Annotated in this window: 22 protein-coding genes and 2 tRNA genes; 9 read left to right on the forward strand and 15 right to left on the reverse strand. The window is 42.0% G+C overall.

The window, feature by feature from the left end:
• The gene (locus Q7S11_03245; protein ID MDO8572755.1) at nt 1-969 is read right to left on the reverse strand and encodes an alpha/beta hydrolase; all 969 of its coding nucleotides are present in this window, start codon (nt 967-969) and stop codon (nt 1-3) included.
• A 137-nt stretch (nt 970-1,106) separates the two neighbouring features.
• Here Q7S11_03245 and Q7S11_03250 point away from each other — a divergent pair.
• Nucleotides 1,107-1,178: transfer RNA gene (locus Q7S11_03250), tRNA-Arg, on the forward strand.
• 215 nt (nt 1,179-1,393) lie between these two features.
• On the opposite strand, the gene Q7S11_03255 is transcribed toward Q7S11_03250, so the two are convergent.
• From Q7S11_03255 to rpsT, 3 genes are all read right to left on the reverse strand, one after another.
• Nucleotides 1,394-1,705: a hypothetical protein gene (locus Q7S11_03255; protein ID MDO8572756.1), complete on the reverse strand. Its 312-nt coding sequence runs from the start codon at nt 1,703-1,705 to the stop codon at nt 1,394-1,396.
• 8 nt (nt 1,706-1,713) lie between these two features.
• Nucleotides 1,714-2,055: a rhodanese-like domain-containing protein gene (locus tag Q7S11_03260; GenBank protein ID MDO8572757.1), complete on the reverse strand. Its 342-nt coding sequence runs from the start codon at nt 2,053-2,055 to the stop codon at nt 1,714-1,716.
• Nucleotides 2,056-2,122: 67 nt separating this feature from the next.
• Entirely contained in the window at nt 2,123-2,389 is a 267-nt protein-coding gene (gene rpsT, locus Q7S11_03265; protein ID MDO8572758.1) for a 30S ribosomal protein S20, read from the reverse strand.
• Nucleotides 2,390-2,483: 94 nt separating this feature from the next.
• On the opposite strand from rpsT, the gene ruvA reads away from it, so the two are divergent.
• Together ruvA and murE are read left to right on the forward strand one after the other, a co-directional pair.
• Entirely contained in the window at nt 2,484-3,074 is a 591-nt protein-coding gene (ruvA, locus tag Q7S11_03270) for a Holliday junction branch migration protein RuvA (GenBank protein ID MDO8572759.1), read from the forward strand.
• Between the two features lie 431 nt (nt 3,075-3,505).
• Nucleotides 3,506-4,783, forward strand: a complete 1,278-nt coding sequence (gene murE / locus Q7S11_03275) for a UDP-N-acetylmuramyl-tripeptide synthetase (GenBank protein MDO8572760.1) — start codon at nt 3,506-3,508, stop codon at nt 4,781-4,783.
• Nucleotides 4,784-4,797: 14 nt separating this feature from the next.
• Here the strand turns inward: murE and Q7S11_03280 are convergent, their stop codons facing one another.
• Both Q7S11_03280 and Q7S11_03285 read right to left on the reverse strand, forming a co-directional pair.
• Complete coding sequence (locus Q7S11_03280) at nt 4,798-4,944, reverse strand: hypothetical protein (protein MDO8572761.1); 147 nt, start codon at nt 4,942-4,944, stop codon at nt 4,798-4,800.
• A gap of 9 nt (nt 4,945-4,953) precedes the next feature.
• A complete protein-coding gene (locus Q7S11_03285; GenBank protein ID MDO8572762.1) occupies nt 4,954-5,442 on the reverse strand; it encodes an RNA methyltransferase in 489 nt (162 codons plus the stop codon).
• A 60-nt stretch (nt 5,443-5,502) separates the two neighbouring features.
• On the opposite strand from Q7S11_03285, the gene Q7S11_03290 reads away from it, so the two are divergent.
• On the forward strand, nt 5,503-5,916 hold the full coding sequence (locus Q7S11_03290) for a DoxX family protein (GenBank protein ID MDO8572763.1): 414 nt from the start codon (nt 5,503-5,505) through the stop codon (nt 5,914-5,916).
• Between the two features lie 50 nt (nt 5,917-5,966).
• Here the strand turns inward: Q7S11_03290 and Q7S11_03295 are convergent, their stop codons facing one another.
• From Q7S11_03295 to Q7S11_03305, 3 genes are all read right to left on the reverse strand, one after another.
• Complete coding sequence (locus Q7S11_03295; protein MDO8572764.1) at nt 5,967-6,644, reverse strand: ElyC/SanA/YdcF family protein; 678 nt, start codon at nt 6,642-6,644, stop codon at nt 5,967-5,969.
• 167 nt (nt 6,645-6,811) lie between these two features.
• Complete coding sequence (locus tag Q7S11_03300; GenBank protein MDO8572765.1) at nt 6,812-7,162, reverse strand: LapA family protein; 351 nt, start codon at nt 7,160-7,162, stop codon at nt 6,812-6,814.
• A gap of 298 nt (nt 7,163-7,460) precedes the next feature.
• A tRNA-Lys gene (locus Q7S11_03305) sits at nt 7,461-7,533 on the reverse strand.
• A 99-nt stretch (nt 7,534-7,632) separates the two neighbouring features.
• Between Q7S11_03305 and Q7S11_03310 the strand changes: the two genes are divergently transcribed.
• Both Q7S11_03310 and Q7S11_03315 read left to right on the forward strand, forming a co-directional pair.
• Entirely contained in the window at nt 7,633-8,193 is a 561-nt protein-coding gene (locus tag Q7S11_03310; protein ID MDO8572766.1) for an alpha/beta fold hydrolase, read from the forward strand.
• Between the two features lie 4 nt (nt 8,194-8,197).
• Nucleotides 8,198-8,707 carry a hypothetical protein gene (locus Q7S11_03315; protein MDO8572767.1) on the forward strand — a complete coding sequence of 170 codons (510 nt, stop codon included), beginning with the start codon at nt 8,198-8,200 and terminating at the stop codon, nt 8,705-8,707.
• Nucleotides 8,708-9,182: 475 nt separating this feature from the next.
• On the opposite strand, the gene Q7S11_03320 is transcribed toward Q7S11_03315, so the two are convergent.
• The 4 genes from Q7S11_03320 to tsaE all read right to left on the reverse strand — a co-directional run bounded on the left by Q7S11_03320 (nt 9,183) and on the right by tsaE (nt 13,779).
• Complete coding sequence (locus tag Q7S11_03320; protein ID MDO8572768.1) at nt 9,183-9,899, reverse strand: hypothetical protein; 717 nt, start codon at nt 9,897-9,899, stop codon at nt 9,183-9,185.
• A 13-nt stretch (nt 9,900-9,912) separates the two neighbouring features.
• Entirely contained in the window at nt 9,913-10,737 is an 825-nt protein-coding gene (locus tag Q7S11_03325; GenBank protein MDO8572769.1) for a hypothetical protein, read from the reverse strand.
• Between the two features lie 7 nt (nt 10,738-10,744).
• Nucleotides 10,745-13,195, reverse strand: coding sequence for a DNA polymerase (locus Q7S11_03330; protein ID MDO8572770.1), 2,451 nt, complete (start codon nt 13,193-13,195; stop codon nt 10,745-10,747).
• Nucleotides 13,196-13,332: 137 nt separating this feature from the next.
• Nucleotides 13,333-13,779 carry a tRNA (adenosine(37)-N6)-threonylcarbamoyltransferase complex ATPase subunit type 1 TsaE gene (gene tsaE, locus Q7S11_03335; protein MDO8572771.1) on the reverse strand — a complete coding sequence of 149 codons (447 nt, stop codon included), beginning with the start codon at nt 13,777-13,779 and terminating at the stop codon, nt 13,333-13,335.
• A 190-nt stretch (nt 13,780-13,969) separates the two neighbouring features.
• Between tsaE and Q7S11_03340 the strand changes: the two genes are divergently transcribed.
• The 3 genes from Q7S11_03340 to Q7S11_03350 are packed head-to-tail and all read left to right on the forward strand — an operon-like array spanning nt 13,970 to nt 17,021.
• Nucleotides 13,970-15,121 (forward strand): FIST C-terminal domain-containing protein, encoded by a 1,152-nt coding sequence (locus Q7S11_03340; protein MDO8572772.1) that lies wholly within the window; start codon nt 13,970-13,972, stop codon nt 15,119-15,121.
• Nucleotides 15,122-15,126: 5 nt separating this feature from the next.
• Nucleotides 15,127-16,182 (forward strand): ATP-binding protein, encoded by a 1,056-nt coding sequence (locus tag Q7S11_03345; protein MDO8572773.1) that lies wholly within the window; start codon nt 15,127-15,129, stop codon nt 16,180-16,182.
• A gap of 41 nt (nt 16,183-16,223) precedes the next feature.
• Complete coding sequence (locus Q7S11_03350) at nt 16,224-17,021, forward strand: response regulator (protein ID MDO8572774.1); 798 nt, start codon at nt 16,224-16,226, stop codon at nt 17,019-17,021.
• A gap of 34 nt (nt 17,022-17,055) precedes the next feature.
• Here the strand turns inward: Q7S11_03350 and Q7S11_03355 are convergent, their stop codons facing one another.
• Nucleotides 17,056-18,114, reverse strand: coding sequence for a hypothetical protein (locus Q7S11_03355; protein ID MDO8572775.1), 1,059 nt, complete (start codon nt 18,112-18,114; stop codon nt 17,056-17,058).
• Nucleotides 18,115-18,299: 185 nt separating this feature from the next.
• Nucleotides 18,300-18,869 carry a hypothetical protein gene (locus Q7S11_03360; protein MDO8572776.1) on the reverse strand — a complete coding sequence of 190 codons (570 nt, stop codon included), beginning with the start codon at nt 18,867-18,869 and terminating at the stop codon, nt 18,300-18,302.
• Between the last annotated feature and the right edge of the window lie 168 nt (nt 18,870-19,037).

Below are 19,037 nucleotides of genomic sequence, written 5' to 3' on the forward strand. Positions count from 1 at the left end.
CTATTTTTTCAACGCATCAAACAATGCCGCGTCGAAACGTTCATAGTCTTCAATCATGGGGATGTGCCCTACTCCACTCAACGCGATTAGTTTTATGTTTGGTACGGTATCGAGCAATACTTTTGTGCCTTCTATTGGAGTGATCGTATCTTTGTCTCCCCAAATAAGCCTAACCGGCATTAAAATTTTTTCGTAGCTACTCGAAAGATTGCTCTGGTAATTAAGCGGGTCATTTACATAATCACGAAACCATTGAGATAGTCTCATTGTGGTGTTTTTTGTATCAAAATATCTCGTATAAACATCCAATAATTTTTGATCAACGTGGTCTCGGATGTTCACAAAGGTCTTGAGTCGTGAAATCGCAAAAGAATCATTGTGGACGAGGACCCCTAAAAGAAAGTTTCTTAGGAAATCTATTTGTACCGGACTCTGTTTGTTGACCACCTTTGGCTCGTTGATATTCAATACTCCATCAATAATAATGAGTTTTTCAACCTTATCTTCGTGACGCATTGCATACTCGACACTTGGTCCCGCGCCGTATGAATGCGCCACGAGGATAATATGGTTTATTTTTTTATTTTCAACAACTCCCGCGATTCTTTCTGCTTGTGTATCCCGAAAGTAGTTTTTATCCGAACTGGGGATACTATACCCGAACGGAGGAAGGTCGATTACGAGATAATTAATGTCATTCCTTTTACTGTTTATTTCACTTACGACCCTTTCCCATGTTCCACCCCATGCTGATAGTCCGCCAACAAAGACAGCTGTGGTTGACGCGTGATTATCCGTCTCTGTGTAAGCAATTTTCTCGCCCCCAACGTCTATAAATTTTGTCGTAGCGGGAGCAGTAGAAATGGGCTCCCTTGATTCAACGATTTTGGTGTTATAAAAAAACAATAAAAAAATAGTGATAATTCCTGCGATTACGAACCACAAAAAAGCTCTCAATACTTTTTTCATTATTTAGAATTTTATCATATTGCCCTAAAGTATTCTATTCTATCCTTAAGATAGAATTTCTGCTAAAATAGCTAGGCTCATTGATAATTCCCGATCAATAGAGTAGTTTATTGTATATTGTGAGGTAAGAAAAAATTGCGCCCGTAGTTCAACGGATAGAATGCAAGCTTGCGGAGCTTGTGATCGAGGTTCGATTCCTCGCGGGCGCATAAAGTGAAGGAAAAGAGAACTGCTTCGCTTTTCCGAACATTTATGCGAACCGGAGCGATGTTTCGCCAGCAGGCGAAACCGCGAGGTGGGGTCGCGGAAATCTAACTGCGACGGCAGTTAGATTATCTGTGACCATACAAATTCTGCACTCAAAGAGTTCGACATTAACAAAAAATCATACGATATTGTCGTATGATTTTTTGTTCTACTAGTTTTATGCCTCCTCTGGAATCCGCTTGATTAACTCCTCGACACTTAGACCAACCCTGTCTGCAAGAACTAGTGCATTGATTAATTCTTTTACTGCTAATTTTTTCACTTTTTCGGTATCAAGGCTCTCTCCGTGATCTGCATCTTCACTAATAGATGCCAATTTCCCAGCAAGTTTTACAGAGTGAAGTGTGCAATGTCTAATGTCAAATTTTATCTTTTCAGTATCTGATAGTTTGGCAAGTTCCGGGTAATTCGCTTCTGTATTTTTGTATTTCTCGGTAATAAATTTTAACGCTTCTTCTAGGGTTTTCATGGTTTATTTTATTCCCCCACCTTCATCCCTTTCTTCACCCATTCGCCAAATCCTCCGATGAGATTGTATGCGGAACCAAAGCCGAGTTCTTTCATTATCTTCACCGCCTTGCTCGAGCGTCCGCCGCCGGCGCAATGCACAATGTATGTTTTTGAACGATCAAGTTTTTCAAGTTTGTTTTTAAAATCCTGGTCGTAGAAGTTAATGTTCTCACTTCCCTCGATATATCCGCGTGTTCGTTCTCCTGGCGCACGCACATCGAGCACACACACGCTGTTCTCGCCGATTTTTCTTGCGGCATCTTCAACAGTGATTTCATTTCCGACGGCTATATTTTTTGAAAAGACCATATTGGACTACTTATATAAATATCCACTAAGTGTACTAAATTAAAAATGCCCCGCAAGGGGCATTTTATTACTTCGTTGTTTTTTTGACAAGAGCGGAGAGGCGGGACTTTTTTCGTGAGGCGGTGTTCTTTTTGATAACACCGGTCTTTGCCGCCTTATCGAGCGCTTGATATGCGGTTGAGAGGAGGGCTTTTGCCTCCTTTCCATTCCCTTGCGCGGAAAGACGCTTGATCTTCTTGGTAATATCCTTGAGGGTTGCGCGCCTTGTGTCGTTGTACGCTTTTTTGTGTACAGACGCTCGCAGTGCTTTTTTTGCTCCTTTTAGTATTGGCATAGATTATTTCGTATTGAATGTATATGTGCTGGTCATACTAACAGATTCTTATTTCATCTGCAACTATTCGTAAAAATAGTGTATCATTGGATTAATGATTTCTCACCTCAGAGGCATGGTTATTTTTTCAAGCGATAAGTTCGTTGTTTTGGATGTAGCCGGAGTCGGATACAAAATCGGGGTAACCCCCGATACACTCCGAAGATCTAGTTCGGAAAAAGGAACGGAAATTTCGCTTTGGATTCATCTTGCGGTACGGGAAGATTCTATGAGTATGTATGGTTTTTTAGAACGACAGGAACTTGAGCTTTTTGAAATGCTCATCGGGATATCGGGTGTGGGACCGAAGTCAGCGATCGGCGTACTTTCTGTCGCCTCTGTTGACGCACTGAAATCTGCCATCGCATCGGGCGACACATCGTATCTCACCAAAGTGTCAGGCATCGGAAAAAAGAACGCGGAAAAGATCGTACTTGAACTTCGAGACAAGCTTAGTGGCAGTGACAACAATGGAGCAGGCCATGCTGGCTTTAAGGAGGAGCTGGATGTAGTTGAGGCACTTAAATCTCTGGGCTATTCGCAACGAGAAGCGCGCGAGGCGCTCAAAGATATTCCTGATACCGTAAAAGGAACAAGTCATCGCGTGAAGGCGGCACTTAAAAACCTTGGTAAACAACCTGAATAATCCGATATTCCAAAGCGAGGCTTTGGAAATTAACCGAGTATTTAAATATTAATCAAGTGTAAATATATGTTTTCAAAAGAAAGATTACTTCGTCCTTTTTCATTAAGGTTAAGTTCTGCAGCAAATGCGCTATTGTGTTGGGTTAGTGTGATGGTAGTAAAGCCATTATTTGCTGTTGTTCTAGCCATGACGGGGAACTTTTGTTTTGATCATTGCCCCCCACTCTCTGTGTCCATGCAAATTACTAATCTGGGATTTTTAATATTCATATCATTATTCTTGTGTTACGGGATTACACTCGGAGTTATTGACGCAATCCGTGGTCCTAATCGAGGTCTTGGTATTTTTGCATTACTATTAAATGGCTTGTGGCTTAGTATGCTTATTTTTATGTTTTCATAAACCTGTTTCGCAACATCAATTCTTTTCATATGGAAAAACTATTACAATCAATTAAAAAATTCATCCCAAAAATGGTTTTTGAGGCGCTCGCGCCGATTTATCACTACAAGCTCGCGCTCGTAGGAGCGCTCCTCTACCGCTTCCCCTCTAGAAACATACAGGTGGTTGGAGTGACAGGAACAAAAGGAAAAACGACCACCATTGAGCTTGTGAACGCGATCCTGCAAGAAGCGGGACAAAAAACTGCGCTCGCAGGAACACTCCGCATTAAGATTGGAGAGAAGTCCCAACCGAATATGTTCAAGATGACGATGCCGGGACGTTTCTTTGTTCAACAATTTCTCCGAAAGGCAGTGTCGGCAAAATGCGATTGGGCAATTCTTGAAATGACGTCTGAAGGAACCAAGCAATTTCGTCACAAGTTTCTTGACCTTGATGCGCTCGTGTTTACCAATCTTTCTCCAGAGCATATCGAATCGCATGGCTCGTATGAAAACTACGTGAATGCGAAACTCAAGATTGCCAAAGCGCTCGAACGGTCACACAAAAACAATAAAACTATTATTGTAAATAACGACGACAAAGAAGCGGAGAAATTTTTGGAGATAGATGTTCAGAAAAAAATCGCCTACTCGCTTGATCGCGCAAAACCATTTTCCACGACAGACCACAATGTTTCGCTTACTCTCGATGGCAAAAAGGTGTCCGTGGGTATTCCGGGGGAATTCAATATTTATAATATCCTAGGAGCTGTAGCGTTTGCAAAGAGCCAGCGCATCAGTCCTGACATTGTGCGAAAAGCCCTTGAGAAATTCAAGGGGGTACGAGGACGAGTTGAGAAGGTGGATGAAGGACAAAATTTTTCCGTCGTTGTAGACTACGCGCACACACCTGATTCACTCCTGAAGCTCTACCAAACGTTTGGCGATTCAAAAAAAATCTGCGTGTTGGGAGGCACTGGCGGCGGAAGAGATCGTTGGAAGCGTAAAGAGATGGGGCGCATCGCAGACGAACACTGCTCGCGCATTATTCTCACCAATGAGGATCCGTATGACGAGGACCCTCGCCAGATCGTCGGCAATATCTCCGAAGGAATCCGCAAGGCCCCCCAGATGGTCATTATGGATAGACGCCAAGCCATCATGCGCGCATTTGAATCCGCGAAAAAGGGAGACGTCGTGCTCATCACCGGCAAAGGCACCGACCCGTACATTATGGGTCCGAATGGAACTAGATTGCCGTGGGATGATGCTCAAGTTGCGCGAGAGGAGCTCAAGCGACTAGCGACCAAGAATTTTAAAAGGTGAGATAACTGAATATTTTATTCCCCAGACTCACTCTCCTCTATTTCGTCAATTTTTTTCAATATCTGTTCACAAAGATCTTCTTCGTTCACTTGAGAAGCATACAAAAGAACATCTTCGAGGTGTTCGAGGGCTCCTGTTGTGTCCCCTGTTGCAAGATACAAAATGGAAAATTATCGGTCAAAAATCCTAAACAAAGCAATTCCCGCGGAAATGGAAACATTTAACGACTCTTTCTTCCCGCTCATCGGGATCTCTATCACCTTGTCGCAAAGTTTTAAAATACTTTTTTCTATCCCCCCTACTTCGTTGCCAAGGATGAGCGCGAGCGAATTTCTTGGTTTAAATGTTTTGTAATCAATGGAATTCTCTGCCTGCTCAAGCGCAATGATCTCTATTTTTTCTTCTTTAAATTTTTTGAGAAGTGTTTTGATGTTTGCAACATGCTCCCAGGGAACGGATATCTGCGCGCCTAGAGCGACCTTCGCGATATCTTTGCGCGGTCTTCCGAAGCGGTCTAAAGGTGCTGGAGTATAGCCCGTGAGATATATTTTGGAGACGCCGGCCGCGTCCGCGGTTCTAAAAATCGAGCCGACGTTGTGGGTGCTTCTGATATTGTGCAAGATGAGATACGTTTTTAGTGTCTGAGTGTTTTTTACCATAATTTTTTTGGGTTACAGGCTATAGGTTACATGTTACAAGACTTTTGATATACTGTCTTCATGCCAAAATTATTAAGTGTTTTCCCAGACCTTCTTACCTACAGTCTCATTGCGCCTTTTATATTGAGAGTTTCTTTGGGGTTAATTTTGATTTATTTTAGTTACTTAAAATTTTTCTCGGAGCGACAAGATAAGGCGGCATTTTTTGATTCAGTGGGTATGCGACCCGGAAGTATATTTTCGAGCGCCATTGGTGCAACTAAACTTGCGGGGGGAGTCATGCTCGTGGTGGGTTTTTACACCCAAATTGCAGGGCTTGTTGCCTCACTCATCATGCTTGTGGCGATTTTCATTAAGTGGCGACATCCAGCATCGCTACGCAACGATATTGAATTTTACATGCTTCTTTTTATTGTCTCCCTCTCACTTGTATTCACCGGCGCGGGCTTCTTCGCGTTTGATTTGCCATTGTAACCAGTAAGCAAAAAGTGGTTGATGATTTTTAGTACCACTATGTTGAAGAATTATGGGTAGTTTCTTCCATCTTCAGATATTGGAATTTTCTCCCCCAAATATTTCGGCTTTCTATTGAACATAAGATCTAGTATTGCTTTCTCGTCCGCAAAGACCTCGCGTACGTTATTACGGAAAAGAATATTGCCAACATCAGCATTTACTCCATACGCATTCATTCCAAGTCGACGCGCAATAAAAACGGCGCGCGGCAAATGAAATGATTGAGTAGTGATTACAACAGAAGAAACACCAAAAATATCACGGGCACGATACATAGAGCTGTAGGTGTCAAAACCTGCGTGGTCAAGAAAAATATCTTTATCCGGAATGTCTTTACTTAAAAGATAAAGGCGGACTGGATTTACTTCGTTGTGACTCACAGTACTATTGTCCCCAGAAACGAGAATTTTTGACACTCTTTTTTCCTCATATAATTTTATGGCCATATCCACGCGGTCTATAAAAATAGACGAGAGTGTACCATCTTTGAAAATTGCCGCACCGGGAATCAGGACTGTCTCTGTGTTCGGAGTCTCCATAGTATCACGGTAGATATATGGTTTTGTCGACAGGTAAAAAACTATATTGGTGACAAGAATAAAAATAATGAGAAGTCCAAAAGAGAGCGCGACAAAAAGAAAGAGTTGTTTTATACCACGAGTATACAATTTTCTGATGCTTTCCATTTTACCACGTTGATGCATTCTGGACTCCCGCCTGCACAGCCAGGCGAATTTATCTCGGGTTAACTCTTTGGTATGCTTGTAACCACATTCCGCTTACTTGCAGTTTTGAATGAAATTGAAACCCTTATTAAGAACCACCGAGTGTTCTATGTTTTTGAATTATTTGATTAATGGAGAGTACTGTCTATTGCCCCCTGTTCAATTTTTAAAATAGCTTCTTCGGTTGGAGGAATATTTTTTGCAAAAACAGTTAGCTCTTTTTGTTTTCGAAGATCTTCTTCCAGTTTTATATTTTCCTTTTTTAGATTTTTGTACCTAAAGTAGTTTTTAATACTTTCTGGAAGTATGAGGAGGACGGTAATGAGAACGCCCGTGCTGATAGCCAGTGATAAAATAAGAGCGAGAGAACCTGTTAAGTGCCAGGAGAAAAAAGTGACAGTAATGACGGCAATATTTTGTAATGAAAATATAACAGCAACCGCACCAAGTAATAACCCAACAATAAATAGTATCGTCACCTAGACATTATATACTTTCTTCCATTCAAATCAATGGCGATTGGAATATATGGGACAAAAATTCAAATTTAAACCAACTTGACACATCAAAAGTGTTGCTCTATTAGCACCTGCCAGTAGGTTTCATGTGATAGCCCGCCGGGCAGTCTCGGTCACGAGTTACTAATTCGCTACGCTCATAAGTACTCTCGACCCCGCCTCGTTCCCGCAAAGCGGGATACTGCGGCTTTCGATTCCTGACGAAACACAAGCAGTTGTGTTTCTCCGCGCGGACACTCACTCACTTCGTTCATTCGTGTCCGCCCGGCAGGAATCGAACCTGCGACCGTTTGCTTAAAAGGCAACTGCTCTACCGACTGAGCTACGGGCGGATATGAACTAAACAGTATTCAACTTACAACAAAAACTGTCAAAAAGCAAAGATTTTGTGTAACTTACTAAAACTTTTCTTTGTTTGCTATACTAACCCCATGAAACGAATCTTCATCATCCACGGCTGGGCAGGAAACAGCAAGAGCGACTGGCTCCCCTGGCTTAAATCAGAACTGGAAAAGCTCGGGTATAAAGTTTTTGTACCAGATATGCCCGACACGGAAAATCCGGTGATAGGAAAGTGGGTCAATCATTTGAGAGACCTTGTGGAAACGCCCGATAAAGATACGTATTTTGTGGGACATAGTATCGGATGTCAGACGATTCTTCGCTACCTCGAAACTGTTTCGACTCCGGTAGGCAAAGCAGTATTCATCGCGGGATGGTTTGATTTAAAAAACCTTGAGGATGACGAGGCGGAAAAAATTGCTGAACCGTGGATCACAACCCCGATAGATATCGCGAAGGTGCGAAAAGTCCTTCCCTCTTCCACGGTTATCATTTCCGACAACGACCCGTTTGGCACATTTGAGGAAAATAAAAAGAAATTCGTCGAGCTTGGTTCTAAGATTATTATCCTCCACAATGCAGGACATATTGATAAAGAAAGTAGCTACACAAAACTTCCGGAAGCGTTGGAGGAGTTTAAAAAGTTGTAATTTTATGCTCACTCTCTACAACGTACTATCTTCCGATGGATTCATCGCCGCAAAAGACGGGGGTGAGGATTTTATTCCCGACGAGGTGTGGGGTGATTTCTTAGAGCTGTGCACAAAATATGGCGCTCTCATTATGGGTAAGAATGCTTATGGCGCGATACAATCCTTTGACAAAGAACTTGTGGAGCCGTTTGAGAATTTAAGTATTGAAAAAATAGTAGTAACAAGGGATAAAAATTTAAAACCTAAAAGGGGGTATGCGGTGATTAATTCTTTGCGCGAAGCGGCGACACTCCACCCCAATATGCTCCTCTGCAGCGGTCCCAAGCTCAATACGGCATTTCTAAAAGAAAAACTTATTGATAGAATTATTTTAAATAAACTTCCTATTGCTATTGGCGAAGGAATCTCTCAATTTGAAGAAGGGGTGCATCCTCAACTGATCCCCCAGTCCGAATTGGATATAAATAAAGGCAACGGCAGAACATTGGTTTTTTACAAAGTTATGTATTAAAAATCACAATCGCCCCAACGGGTTTTTGGTTTTTACCCCAGTACCAATTTTGTGAGTTGCGTACTATTGTTTGTGGTAATGCTAAGTAAAATTTATTTTTCAATAAAGCAATGCTTCGCCCGACGAGGGTTGGGCTATTCGCCCGCGCATTGCTTATGTAATTCAAAAGCAAAATTGATACGGGGTCCTCAAAAATCATAGTCGCCTAAACGGCTCCTTGATTTTTGGGACTTATCCACACCCCCCCCCACTTGCACTTGTCTTGCAGAAAGATATACTGGCTTCAGACAAGTGATGGACATTCGTCAAAAAAGTATTAGCCACTTTATGGCATAAACAAAAACCCCGACGAAATCCCCATTTCACACAGCACCTTATCCTCAGTGATCTTTTGATCACAACAACCTATTCAGAATAAAGTCCACCTCGGTGGGCTTTTTTCATGGTTAATTACAGAAACTATTTCAATATTAAACTAAATACTCAACACAAACTTCTCAAGCGCCATCCCAAGTTCATCCCCTCCTCGACGCGCTTCGTGATAGATGGAGACTAAGCGCGATGAAAGATTTTTTAATTCTTCTTCGGTGAAGTTTTTTGCAAACGAAAGTGATTTTCTGAATACAAATGGATTGAGCCCCGCCTCTCCGGCGGTTTTTGAGGACACAGCAAGAATCATGGATTTCACCTGCCAGAAAAGCATCCCATGAATTTCCTCTGCCACCCCTCCCGCATCAAAAGATTTTTGAAGAAGAACCCACGCGTCTTTCTTACTTCTCCTCCCAAGCGCGTCACTCAATGCAAAGCGATCAAACTCAATTTTTTTTGCTATTTTTTCTACCGTAGACTCTTGTGTGGTTTCCGTTTTTTTTGCAACTCGTTCTGCAGTGACTTTAGTGAGTTTCCCCTCAATGATGACAAAAATATTGGGGGAGTCTTTCATCTCTTTGAGCTTCTCAAGAACAGTCCCCTCCGCATCTATATCTTGAAGAAGAGAGTCGAGAACAATAACACTCCTCCCTCCGAATAGTCCGCGTGATGCCAAAAGTTCTCCAAATTTCTCCTCACTCCACGATTCCGCGTTCATTTCAAACATAGGCGCATCGGGATTTTTTGCAAAAAAACCATCCAGAAACTCATGGAATTTTTCCCGTACTCTGGCGCTATTTTCTCCGTAGAAAAAATGGATCATGATGCTTTTTTATTTACCAAATAATTTCCATATTCTCAACTGCATGAAGCAGTTCTTTGCGCGCAAGTGCCAAGAGTTCTGGCGACATATTTGGAGATATTGTGAAACTCACCTCGACAATCACCTCTTGCCCTCTAGTGACTATAGAAAAATATGCTTCGTTGTTTGTTGATTCAAAAAGCGTCAAGCGCTGATCTTGTGCGCTGGTCGTGGCGGGTGATTGTATGAAAATTTTTGCATCAGCTCCGACATCCGTACTCTTTTTGTGACGCAAATAGATCATAATATGTTTTGTCCCATCCGTTGATTCAATAAATTGTTTGTCCGAATATCCGGGGAATATAGGGTCATATGTATCAGGAAGAATGATGTATGTTTCTTTGAGTGCGACCTCGCCGGGATACGGCCACATTGTGTACCGTGCGTTTCGCAGTGACGCAAAAGGACTTCCGCTTTCGGCAATGAGAATGTCGTTCCACGGGGTCGCTTTTTTCATCGTGGTCGTCCCTGTTCCGAAAGAAAGGAGGGGTGATGTGTTTCTGTTTAAGATTTCTACGGGGTTTATCTCTTCGATTCTCATATTTGCCATATCAGGAGGTAGCCCAATGGCGACTGGGCATACTGGGACCATACTTCCATCTGGCGCTTGCATTATGGGACAGGGAGGCATTACTGGTATTGTTGATGGAACAGATGTTACAATTTCTTGAATAGTTTCCTGTATCGGATTGTTTTGTATCTTACTCTTCTTAAAATACGCAACATATGCTCCTCCACCAAACAGAGAACCCGCCACAAATATAATTAAACCAAAAAATATATTTTTATTGTTTTGCATATTAAGATTATACATTCTGCTCCTTTAATCCCCCCCATGAATCCCCGACAGAAATATTGACCTCAAGCGGTATGGAAAGTTTGGCAACACTTTCCATCCCGTGTTTGATGATTTTTGCCACCGCGGGAATCGTGTCTTCTTCAACTTCATAAATAAGTTCGTCATGAACCTGGAGAATGATGTGTGCTTTTTTCAAGAGCCCCTCTTTCTCAAGTGCGTCATCAACCTTTTTCATCGCAATCCTTATGAGATCGGCGGCAGTTCCCTGGATGGGAGCATTTTGCGCCATGCGTTCCGCGGAAGCTCTGATGAACGGAAGTGATGATTTGATGCTTTCAAAATAACGCCGCCTGCCAAAAAACGTCTCGGTGTACCCCTTCTTCCGCGCGGCGTTCTTGGTATTTTCAAAATATGCCGCAATGCTCGGAAACTTTTTGAAATAATTATTGTAAAATTCCTGTGCTTCTTCGCGTGTCCCGCCAAGATTCCCACGCAAGGCGTTCACCCCCATGCCATAGATGATCCCGAAGTTGATGACTTTCGCCTTGCGTCGCATGTCCTTGGTCACTTCGTTTTCTTTCACGCCAAATACAAATGCCGCGACTCCCGCATGCACATCTTTTCCTTCTTGAAAAAATTTCCGCAGATGTTTGTCTTCCGAAAGCTCTGCCAACACGCGCATCTCGATCTGCGAATAATCTCCCGCTATGAGCTTGTGTCCCTTCGCGGCGATGAAAGCATTGCGAATCGCTTTGCCAAATCCTTCGCTTGTCGGGATGTTCTGAAGGTTGGGATTACTTGATGACATCCTACCTGTGGTCGTCCCTGTCTGGTTTAAATTCGCATGAAGTCTGCCGTCTTTACCTGCCATTTCGGGAATGTTGTCGATGTAGGTAGAGAGAAGTTTTTGAAGCTCGCGATATGCAAGAATGTGGTCGATGACGGGATGCACGCCTTGGAGTTTCTCCAATTCAGACTCGCGCGTTGAACGCGCACCACCCGCGGTTTTCTTGAGTCCTTTCACCGATAATTTCATATTATCGAAAAGAACGACACCAAGCTGTTTTGGTGAATTGATATTGAATTTCTCTCCAGCACTTTCCCATATCTTCTCTTCAAGCACGGAAAGTTTTTTGTGATAATCCTTGGAAAGGTCTTTGAGATACGCGATATCGACAAGCACACCACGCTCTTCGGCGCGTTTTATAATCGGAATGAGGGGAAGCTCGATTTCGTGATAAAGCTTTTCAAGTCCTCGCGTTTTTAGTTCCTTGAGAAGTTCCCCGAGTGATTCCTGTATGGTATCTTTTCCGCCTGCCTGCACTGGTGTCGCAGGCGCGGTAGGCAGGCTCCACTGCAAAATGTCTTCTCTCTTGGGATTGGTGATATCTGAATTGATGAGCCAGAGCGCAATTTGCGCTTTTTTAAAATCTTCTTCGGAGATCGGCTCTTGGTCGAGAGAAAGTTTCATGTTTCCCGTTTTAGTCGTTGTTTCACTGGTTGCTTGTGTGGATTCTTTTTTTGCTTCCGTGGGATTCAAAATATCCTTCACGCGGTCTCGCAAGCTTCTGAAATCAAGGTCGGTAAAAAGAGTCTCGAGTTTTTTTGGTTCAAACGACGCGCGCCATTCCTCTTTCGGGATGGAAAATTCGATGGGCGCATCACGGCGAATCGTCGCAAGTGTTTTTGAAAAGATTGCTTCTTCCTCGCCTTCTTCCAAAAGTTTTATAATACGATCTTTGATTCCCACGTCCTTCAGTGCTGTGGGATTTTTCTTGAGTTTTTTATACATATCCTCAATGGTATGGAAATTGGTGATGAGTATTGTTGCGGTTTTTTCGCCAATCCCTTTTATACCAATAATATTGTCCGATGGATCACCACGAAGCCCTTTCCAGTCGGGAAGAAATTTCGGTTCAAATCCAAAACGCTTCATTACTTCGTCTTCGTCATACGTAATGGTGTCATTGATCCCTTTTTTAAGCGTATATACAACGACCCGTTTGTCGTCAACAAGCTGGAGTGTGTCCATATCGCCTGACGCGATAATAATTTTTACATTGTTGTTGTTTTTGAGTTTTTCGACAATGGTTCCTAAAATATCATCGGCCTCAAATCCTGCTTTTTCGTAGATGGGAATCCCAAACGCAGTAAAAACATCTTGGGAGCGCTTGATTTGATGCACAAGTTCGTCGTCTGTTTTAGGACGACCTACTTTATACGCATCATATGCTTCATGGCGAAATGTTGGCTCAGGTCGGTCATAACAAGCAATGACGTAGTCAGGAGTGAGTTCGCGGATGATCTTCATAAGCATCGTGGAGAGTCCATAGAGTGCGCCAGTGGGTTCGCCCTTGCGTGAAGAAAAACCCGGGAGCGCGTGGTACGCCCGATGGAGGATCGCGTGTGCATCCAAAAGAACTATTGTCTTTTTTTCCTTGTCTGATTTTTGCTTCATGGTTTTATTAAAACTGTATTGTGGTACTTATCTTAATTCAAAGTTTAAAAATCAAAATGTAAAACTACAGTGCAAAATGTAAAAATGAAAATTTTTTGAACTTTTACCTGCCATTTTGATTTTTAATATTTTAACTTTTATTTTACTCTAATTTCCCTCGTATGTTCACTTACGAACCGAAATTCTATTCTCATTGCATCTTTTGGCAATGCCCCCTTTACGCATTCCGGCCACTCAATCAATATCAATATTTTGGAGTCTTCTATGACCTCATCCCAATTAAGTGCGTTTAATTCTTTTTTGTCTTCCAATCGATACGCATCAATGTGAACAAGTTTTGAAAATTCTTTGCCTGGCGGAAGTGTGTAGATTTTCTCAAGAACAAAAGTTGGGCTCGTGACGGTGTTTTTGACCCCGAGTGCTTGCGCCACTCCTTTTACAAACGCCGTTTTTCCCGACCCAAGCTCGCCAGAAAGACCAACAACAGTGGCGCCTAGTTGTTTTTTTTGTTTCGATATCTCGCGAATAAATTGCGCAGCAAATTTCTCCGTGTCTTTGATGTCCTTCGATGTAAAAACTGCCATAGGGTCATTCTACACTGGAAAAAACCTACCGCCAACAACCGACAATATTTGACACATATCTCATACCTAGGCATGAGATATGTGTCATGGGTGTCATTACTCAACAGAACAAAAAAATATTTGTTTTGTTAAAAAAAGTTTGTGCTCTATAATAAACCTGGTTCGTTTATCACAACTAATAAATTTGTACATGAAAATTGAGCAAAAAAAATGGACACCTGAAACTGGGTGGAAAACACTATCGTTTACTACGCCCATAGATGCCCCGGAGCTTGTGTTTCTTTTTGGAGGAAATGCGCCACTCAAAAATCAGATGATGTTTGGTGAAGTTCGTTCGTGGTACCCCCACTCACACATCATAAGCGCTTCCACGGCAGGGGAAATAATTGGGACAGAGGTCTCTGATGATACGTTGGTTTTAATGGCGATAAAGTTTGAAAAAACCACACTTCAATTTACCGAGGCGCATATTGACCATACCGAAGAAAGTGAACTTGTTGGTAAAAAACTCGCGCAAGCGCTTCCGAAGGAAGAGTTGGTTCATGTGATGATTTTTTCTGATGGTCTTTTTGTGAACGGAACCGCCTTAGTGAAGGGACTTCTTTCAGAATTACCCCCGCATGTTTCTGTAACAGGAGGTTTGGTGGGTGACGGATCTCGCTTTAAAGAAACCCTCCTTGGACTTGATAAATTACCAGAAATAAAAAAACTTGTTTGTGTTGGGTTTTACGGCTCAAATATAAAAATAGGGTACGGATCGTTGGGGGGATGGGATTCATTCGGTGTTTCTCGTCTTATTACCAAGGCAACAGGAAATGTACTTTATGAGCTTGATAGTAAGCCAGCTCTCACTATCTACAAAGAATACCTTGGTGATTTAGCAAAAGATCTTCCCGCAAGCGGTCTTCTCTTCCCGATTAGCTTAAAAGTGATAAACGATAAAGGAGAGGAAGATGAGCTCGTGCGAACACTCCTTGGGGTTGATGAAGAAACTCAATCAATGACTTTTGCTGGCGATATGCCAGAGGGGGTTGTTGCCCGATTCATGAAGGCAAACTTTGATCGTCTTATTGACGGCGCTTCTCGAGCGGCAAATATGAGTATTGAAAGTTTGGGAAATGAAAAGGCTGATATCGCAATTTTAATTAGCTGTATCGGCAGAAAGCTTGTCCTTAAAGAACGCACCGAGGATGAACTTCTGGCAGTGCAAGAAAAAATAGGGCGCCAGGCGGCAATCATCGGGTTTTACTCATACGGCGAAATCTGTCCAACAACTTCCACTGAACGACAGTGTCAGCTTCATAACCAAACCATGACGATCACCACATTTCGAGAACTATAAAAACGATGCACCACATCCTTGAACGCCAAGTAAGAAAATTTTTCAAAGAAGGCACCCCGCTTTCTTTGGACATACAGACTTTGCTAAAAATAGTGAGCGATACATATGATAACTACGACAAAGATCGCCAGTTTATGGAACGTTCGTTCGACCTAAGTTCAGAAGAGTTCATGGAACTCAACCACAAAATAGTGAAGTTGTTCGAAGAATTAAAAGCAGAAAAGGAGAGTGTTGAACAAAAAGTAGTACAAAGAACTCAAGAACTCAAACAAAAAATAGAGGAGCTCAATATAAGCAACCAGCTACTTATTAAACGCGAGGAAGATCTTGTTCGCGCAAATGACCGCCTACGCGAACTTGATAAAATAAAGACTGAATTTATCTCCGTAGCAGCACACCAACTTCGTACCCCGCTTTCTGCAATCAAGTGGACCCTTTCATTATTAATCGATGAGCACTCAGACAACCTTAATCCAAAACAACGATCCCTTCTTCAAAAGGGATTCGAAAGCAATGAACGTATTATTACTCTTGTTAATGAAATGCTTGTGGTAACGCGCATAGAGTCAGGTAAAATGCGATATGATTTTACGTTCATTCACACCGAGGATTTGATTGACAGCGTACTTTCCGACTTTGTAAGCCCGGCCAAGGTACGGAACATCAACCTGTCATACGAAAAACCCCCTATTTCATTGCCTCGCATTAATGCGGATCCTGGGAAAATACGTGCGGTACTTCAAAATTTAATTGAAAATGCGATCTTTTACACCCGCGAGGGCGGTAGGGTTACTGTTTCTACAAAAATAGAAAATGATTTTGTAAAATTTATTGTGAACGATAACGGAATCGGTATTCCCGAGCAACAGCAGTCAAGTATTTTTACTAAATTCTTTCGCGCTGATAACGCAGTGAGACTTGAAACTGACGGCTCTGGGCTTGGTCTTTTTATAGCAAAAAGTATTGTGGATAAACATGGTGGAGCCATTGGTTTTGACAGCAAGGAAAATATCGGCACCACTTTTTATTTCACCATACCGATTGTTGGTATTCCCATGTAAAATTTATTTAAAATATTTCATATAATCATAGTACACACGCCATGGAACAACATAAAAAAATTCTTATCATCGAAGACGACCACACATTAGGAAACCTTCTTTTGGATAAATTGACTGCCGAAGGATACACTGTTTTTTTTGAAACCGACGGTCAGGTGGGGCTTCAAAAGATACGTGATTTAAAGCCAGACATGGTCCTTCTTGATATTGTACTGCCAAACAAGAATGGATATGATATTCTTGATGAAGTAAGTAAAGATCCCGAGCTTAAGAAAATCTGTATGATCGTTATTTCTGGTTCCGGTCAGCCGGTTGATTTGAAAAGAATTTTGGATCTTGGCGCAAAGGATTATCTCATTAAAACAGAGTTTGACCCCGGCGAATTGCTTATAAAAATGAAAAAACATCTTGCTGATGAAAACTCGCAAGTAAAAAAAGTGATGAGTAAAAAAAATTCTGATATAAAAATTATGATTGTGGAGGATGATCCATTTCTTTCTTCTATCGCCTCTTCGCGCATGGAAAGAGAGGGCTACAAGATTTCTGTAGCAATGAATGGGGAAGAAGCCCTGACTCTTCTTGAAAACAATATTCCGGACTTGATACTTCTCGATATTATTATGCCGGGTATGAACGGATTTGAAGTGCTCAAAAAAATAAAATCCAATGAACGCTTGAAAGACGTACTCATAATTATTTTTTCTAATCTTAGCCAAGAACACGAGATCGAAGAAGCAAAAAATTTAGGCGCAGATGATTTTCTCATTAAAGCGAATTTTACCCCCATGGAGATCATTGAGAAAATAAACATTCTTTTAAAACAAAAAGGTAAACTGTAAAATACCGCGTGACTCCGTGGGATTTTGTATAGTATTACTTAATCACCCGTGACACATCTTCACCATCTTCTCTTTCACTCACCACACTCAACTCATGTCGTTTCTTTTCTTCTTTTCTTTTTTGATATCTGTCAACCACGTGGTCAATTGCGATCACAATAAGGATAATAAGTAAGAATATAAGGAGCCAGCCGGCGAGGGAATTTGGGAATCCATCACTGAAAATACCCACCATTGCTGTGTTGGTTGCTTTACTTGAAGATGTCTTTGTTGTTTTAGGTGGTGTTGTATTTGTTTCTCCGCCTATTTCGGAAGGAAAACTTTCTGTGGTGGAAGCGGACGTAATGGAAGTGACTCCTGTGGACGGAGTCGACGTAATACTATTTATGTCTCCTGTTTTAAAACTGTAAATACTCCCCGGTGCTAGTCCATCAGCATTTTGTGCAACTGCTTTGAAATAATAAATAGTGTTGGGGCTTAGATCAGAAAGCGAGTAGTTAAAATTTCCCGCCAAGGTACCTTGATTTGCTTTTGGTGTTTGTTTCCCTAATGACTGCGTCGTCCCCCATTCAAACCAGCGTACGGTATCAGATGTTCCGAGCGGATTTACCGCCCCATTAAGCACCGCCGAAGAACCAGTTACATTACTCGCCGTTCTCGTTTCTACGGTTGGAATCTGTTGAGAAGGATATTGGATTTTTGTAGTACTAAAACTTAATGTTTGGCCATATTGCGTTTCCCCTGTCTCGTGTGATACGGCAACGGCTCGATAATAATATGTTTTTCCTTGTTCTAGTCCATATTGAGATTTACGGAATACTCCAGAACCAGAAATAGCTGCGATTCCAGTTGTATTATTAAGTAAATAGCTTTCTCCCCATTCAAAATATATAGTGCTATATCCGCCGAGGTTAGAAACAAATCCATTCAATATTGCCCCTCCTTGATTAACACCCGTAACATCATTGGTTTTCACCGTGAGATTCCCCGCAAATGCGGGAAATGAAAAAACGGGTACCGAGAAAACAACGGCAACCGCAAGTAGAATTTTAAGGAATATATTAACTTGTTTATTTCTTGTATCTTTTCTCATATCGCAAGTAATGTTTTTATATGGTTAGCACTTTATCATATATTATATATTATGTCAACCCCCTCGTAATCTAGGTTCAACAAGTAAGTGCAACGTGCTCAATTAATCGGGAAAAGAAAAACCCGGCAGGAATCATTATGATTCGCTCGCCGGGCTCAAGATGCATAAGCATCTTACAATGTACTTTACCTATGTCGATATCGGTAGTAGGTTCTTGACTTCCGATCATTCTCGCGACGGAAGTTGTCCCACCATGCATCATAGTTTCCATTTCTCCGTCCATGGTAACTCCCGCCATAGTCATCACCCCCCACACCATCAACTTTGACCATGAGTTTTTCAGTTTCAACTCGCGCCCCGTTTACAGATGCTTGGTGAAAAATGTAACTGCAATCAGGGATTTCTCTTTTCGCGTAGGTGCTGGATGTGCTCGCGCGAAGCTCTTGGCACGTGTTATACAATTCAACAGCTTCTTTGCTGTTGGCCTGTCCACGAAGAGCGGTTGTGCTTTTGTTTCCTCCTCTTTTTTCTACCATCTCAATTTCCTTGGCATCTTTGCGATTCTGCGAATCGCTCAAAACACCAATTCCCGCACCGAGAAGACCTCCGATAACTGCGCCCTTGTTGCCATGGACTGCACCTCCAATAAGACCCCCGGCAACCGTATTGGTTACTGTATTATTGTAACCGTCAGTTGCACAACCCGTCATCACTGCAAGTAAAACCGCAACAACAGTAAACCGAATTGTTTTCATAGTAAACTCCTTCCGGAAAAGCCGGATATGGTTAATGGGTATTTTCTGCGGTCATTATAGAGTATTTCTATTACTTTGTCAAGCTCACGTTAGTGCCTCAACTAAGCCTTCTTTTTGGTACACACGAGCCCCTGTTTTCAACAAAATGTGTTGTGTTTTGAGGGCATT

Source organism: bacterium (assembly GCA_030648955.1).
Taxonomy (GTDB): Bacteria; Patescibacteriota; Minisyncoccia; order Phycocordibacterales; family JAUSHB01; genus JAUSHB01.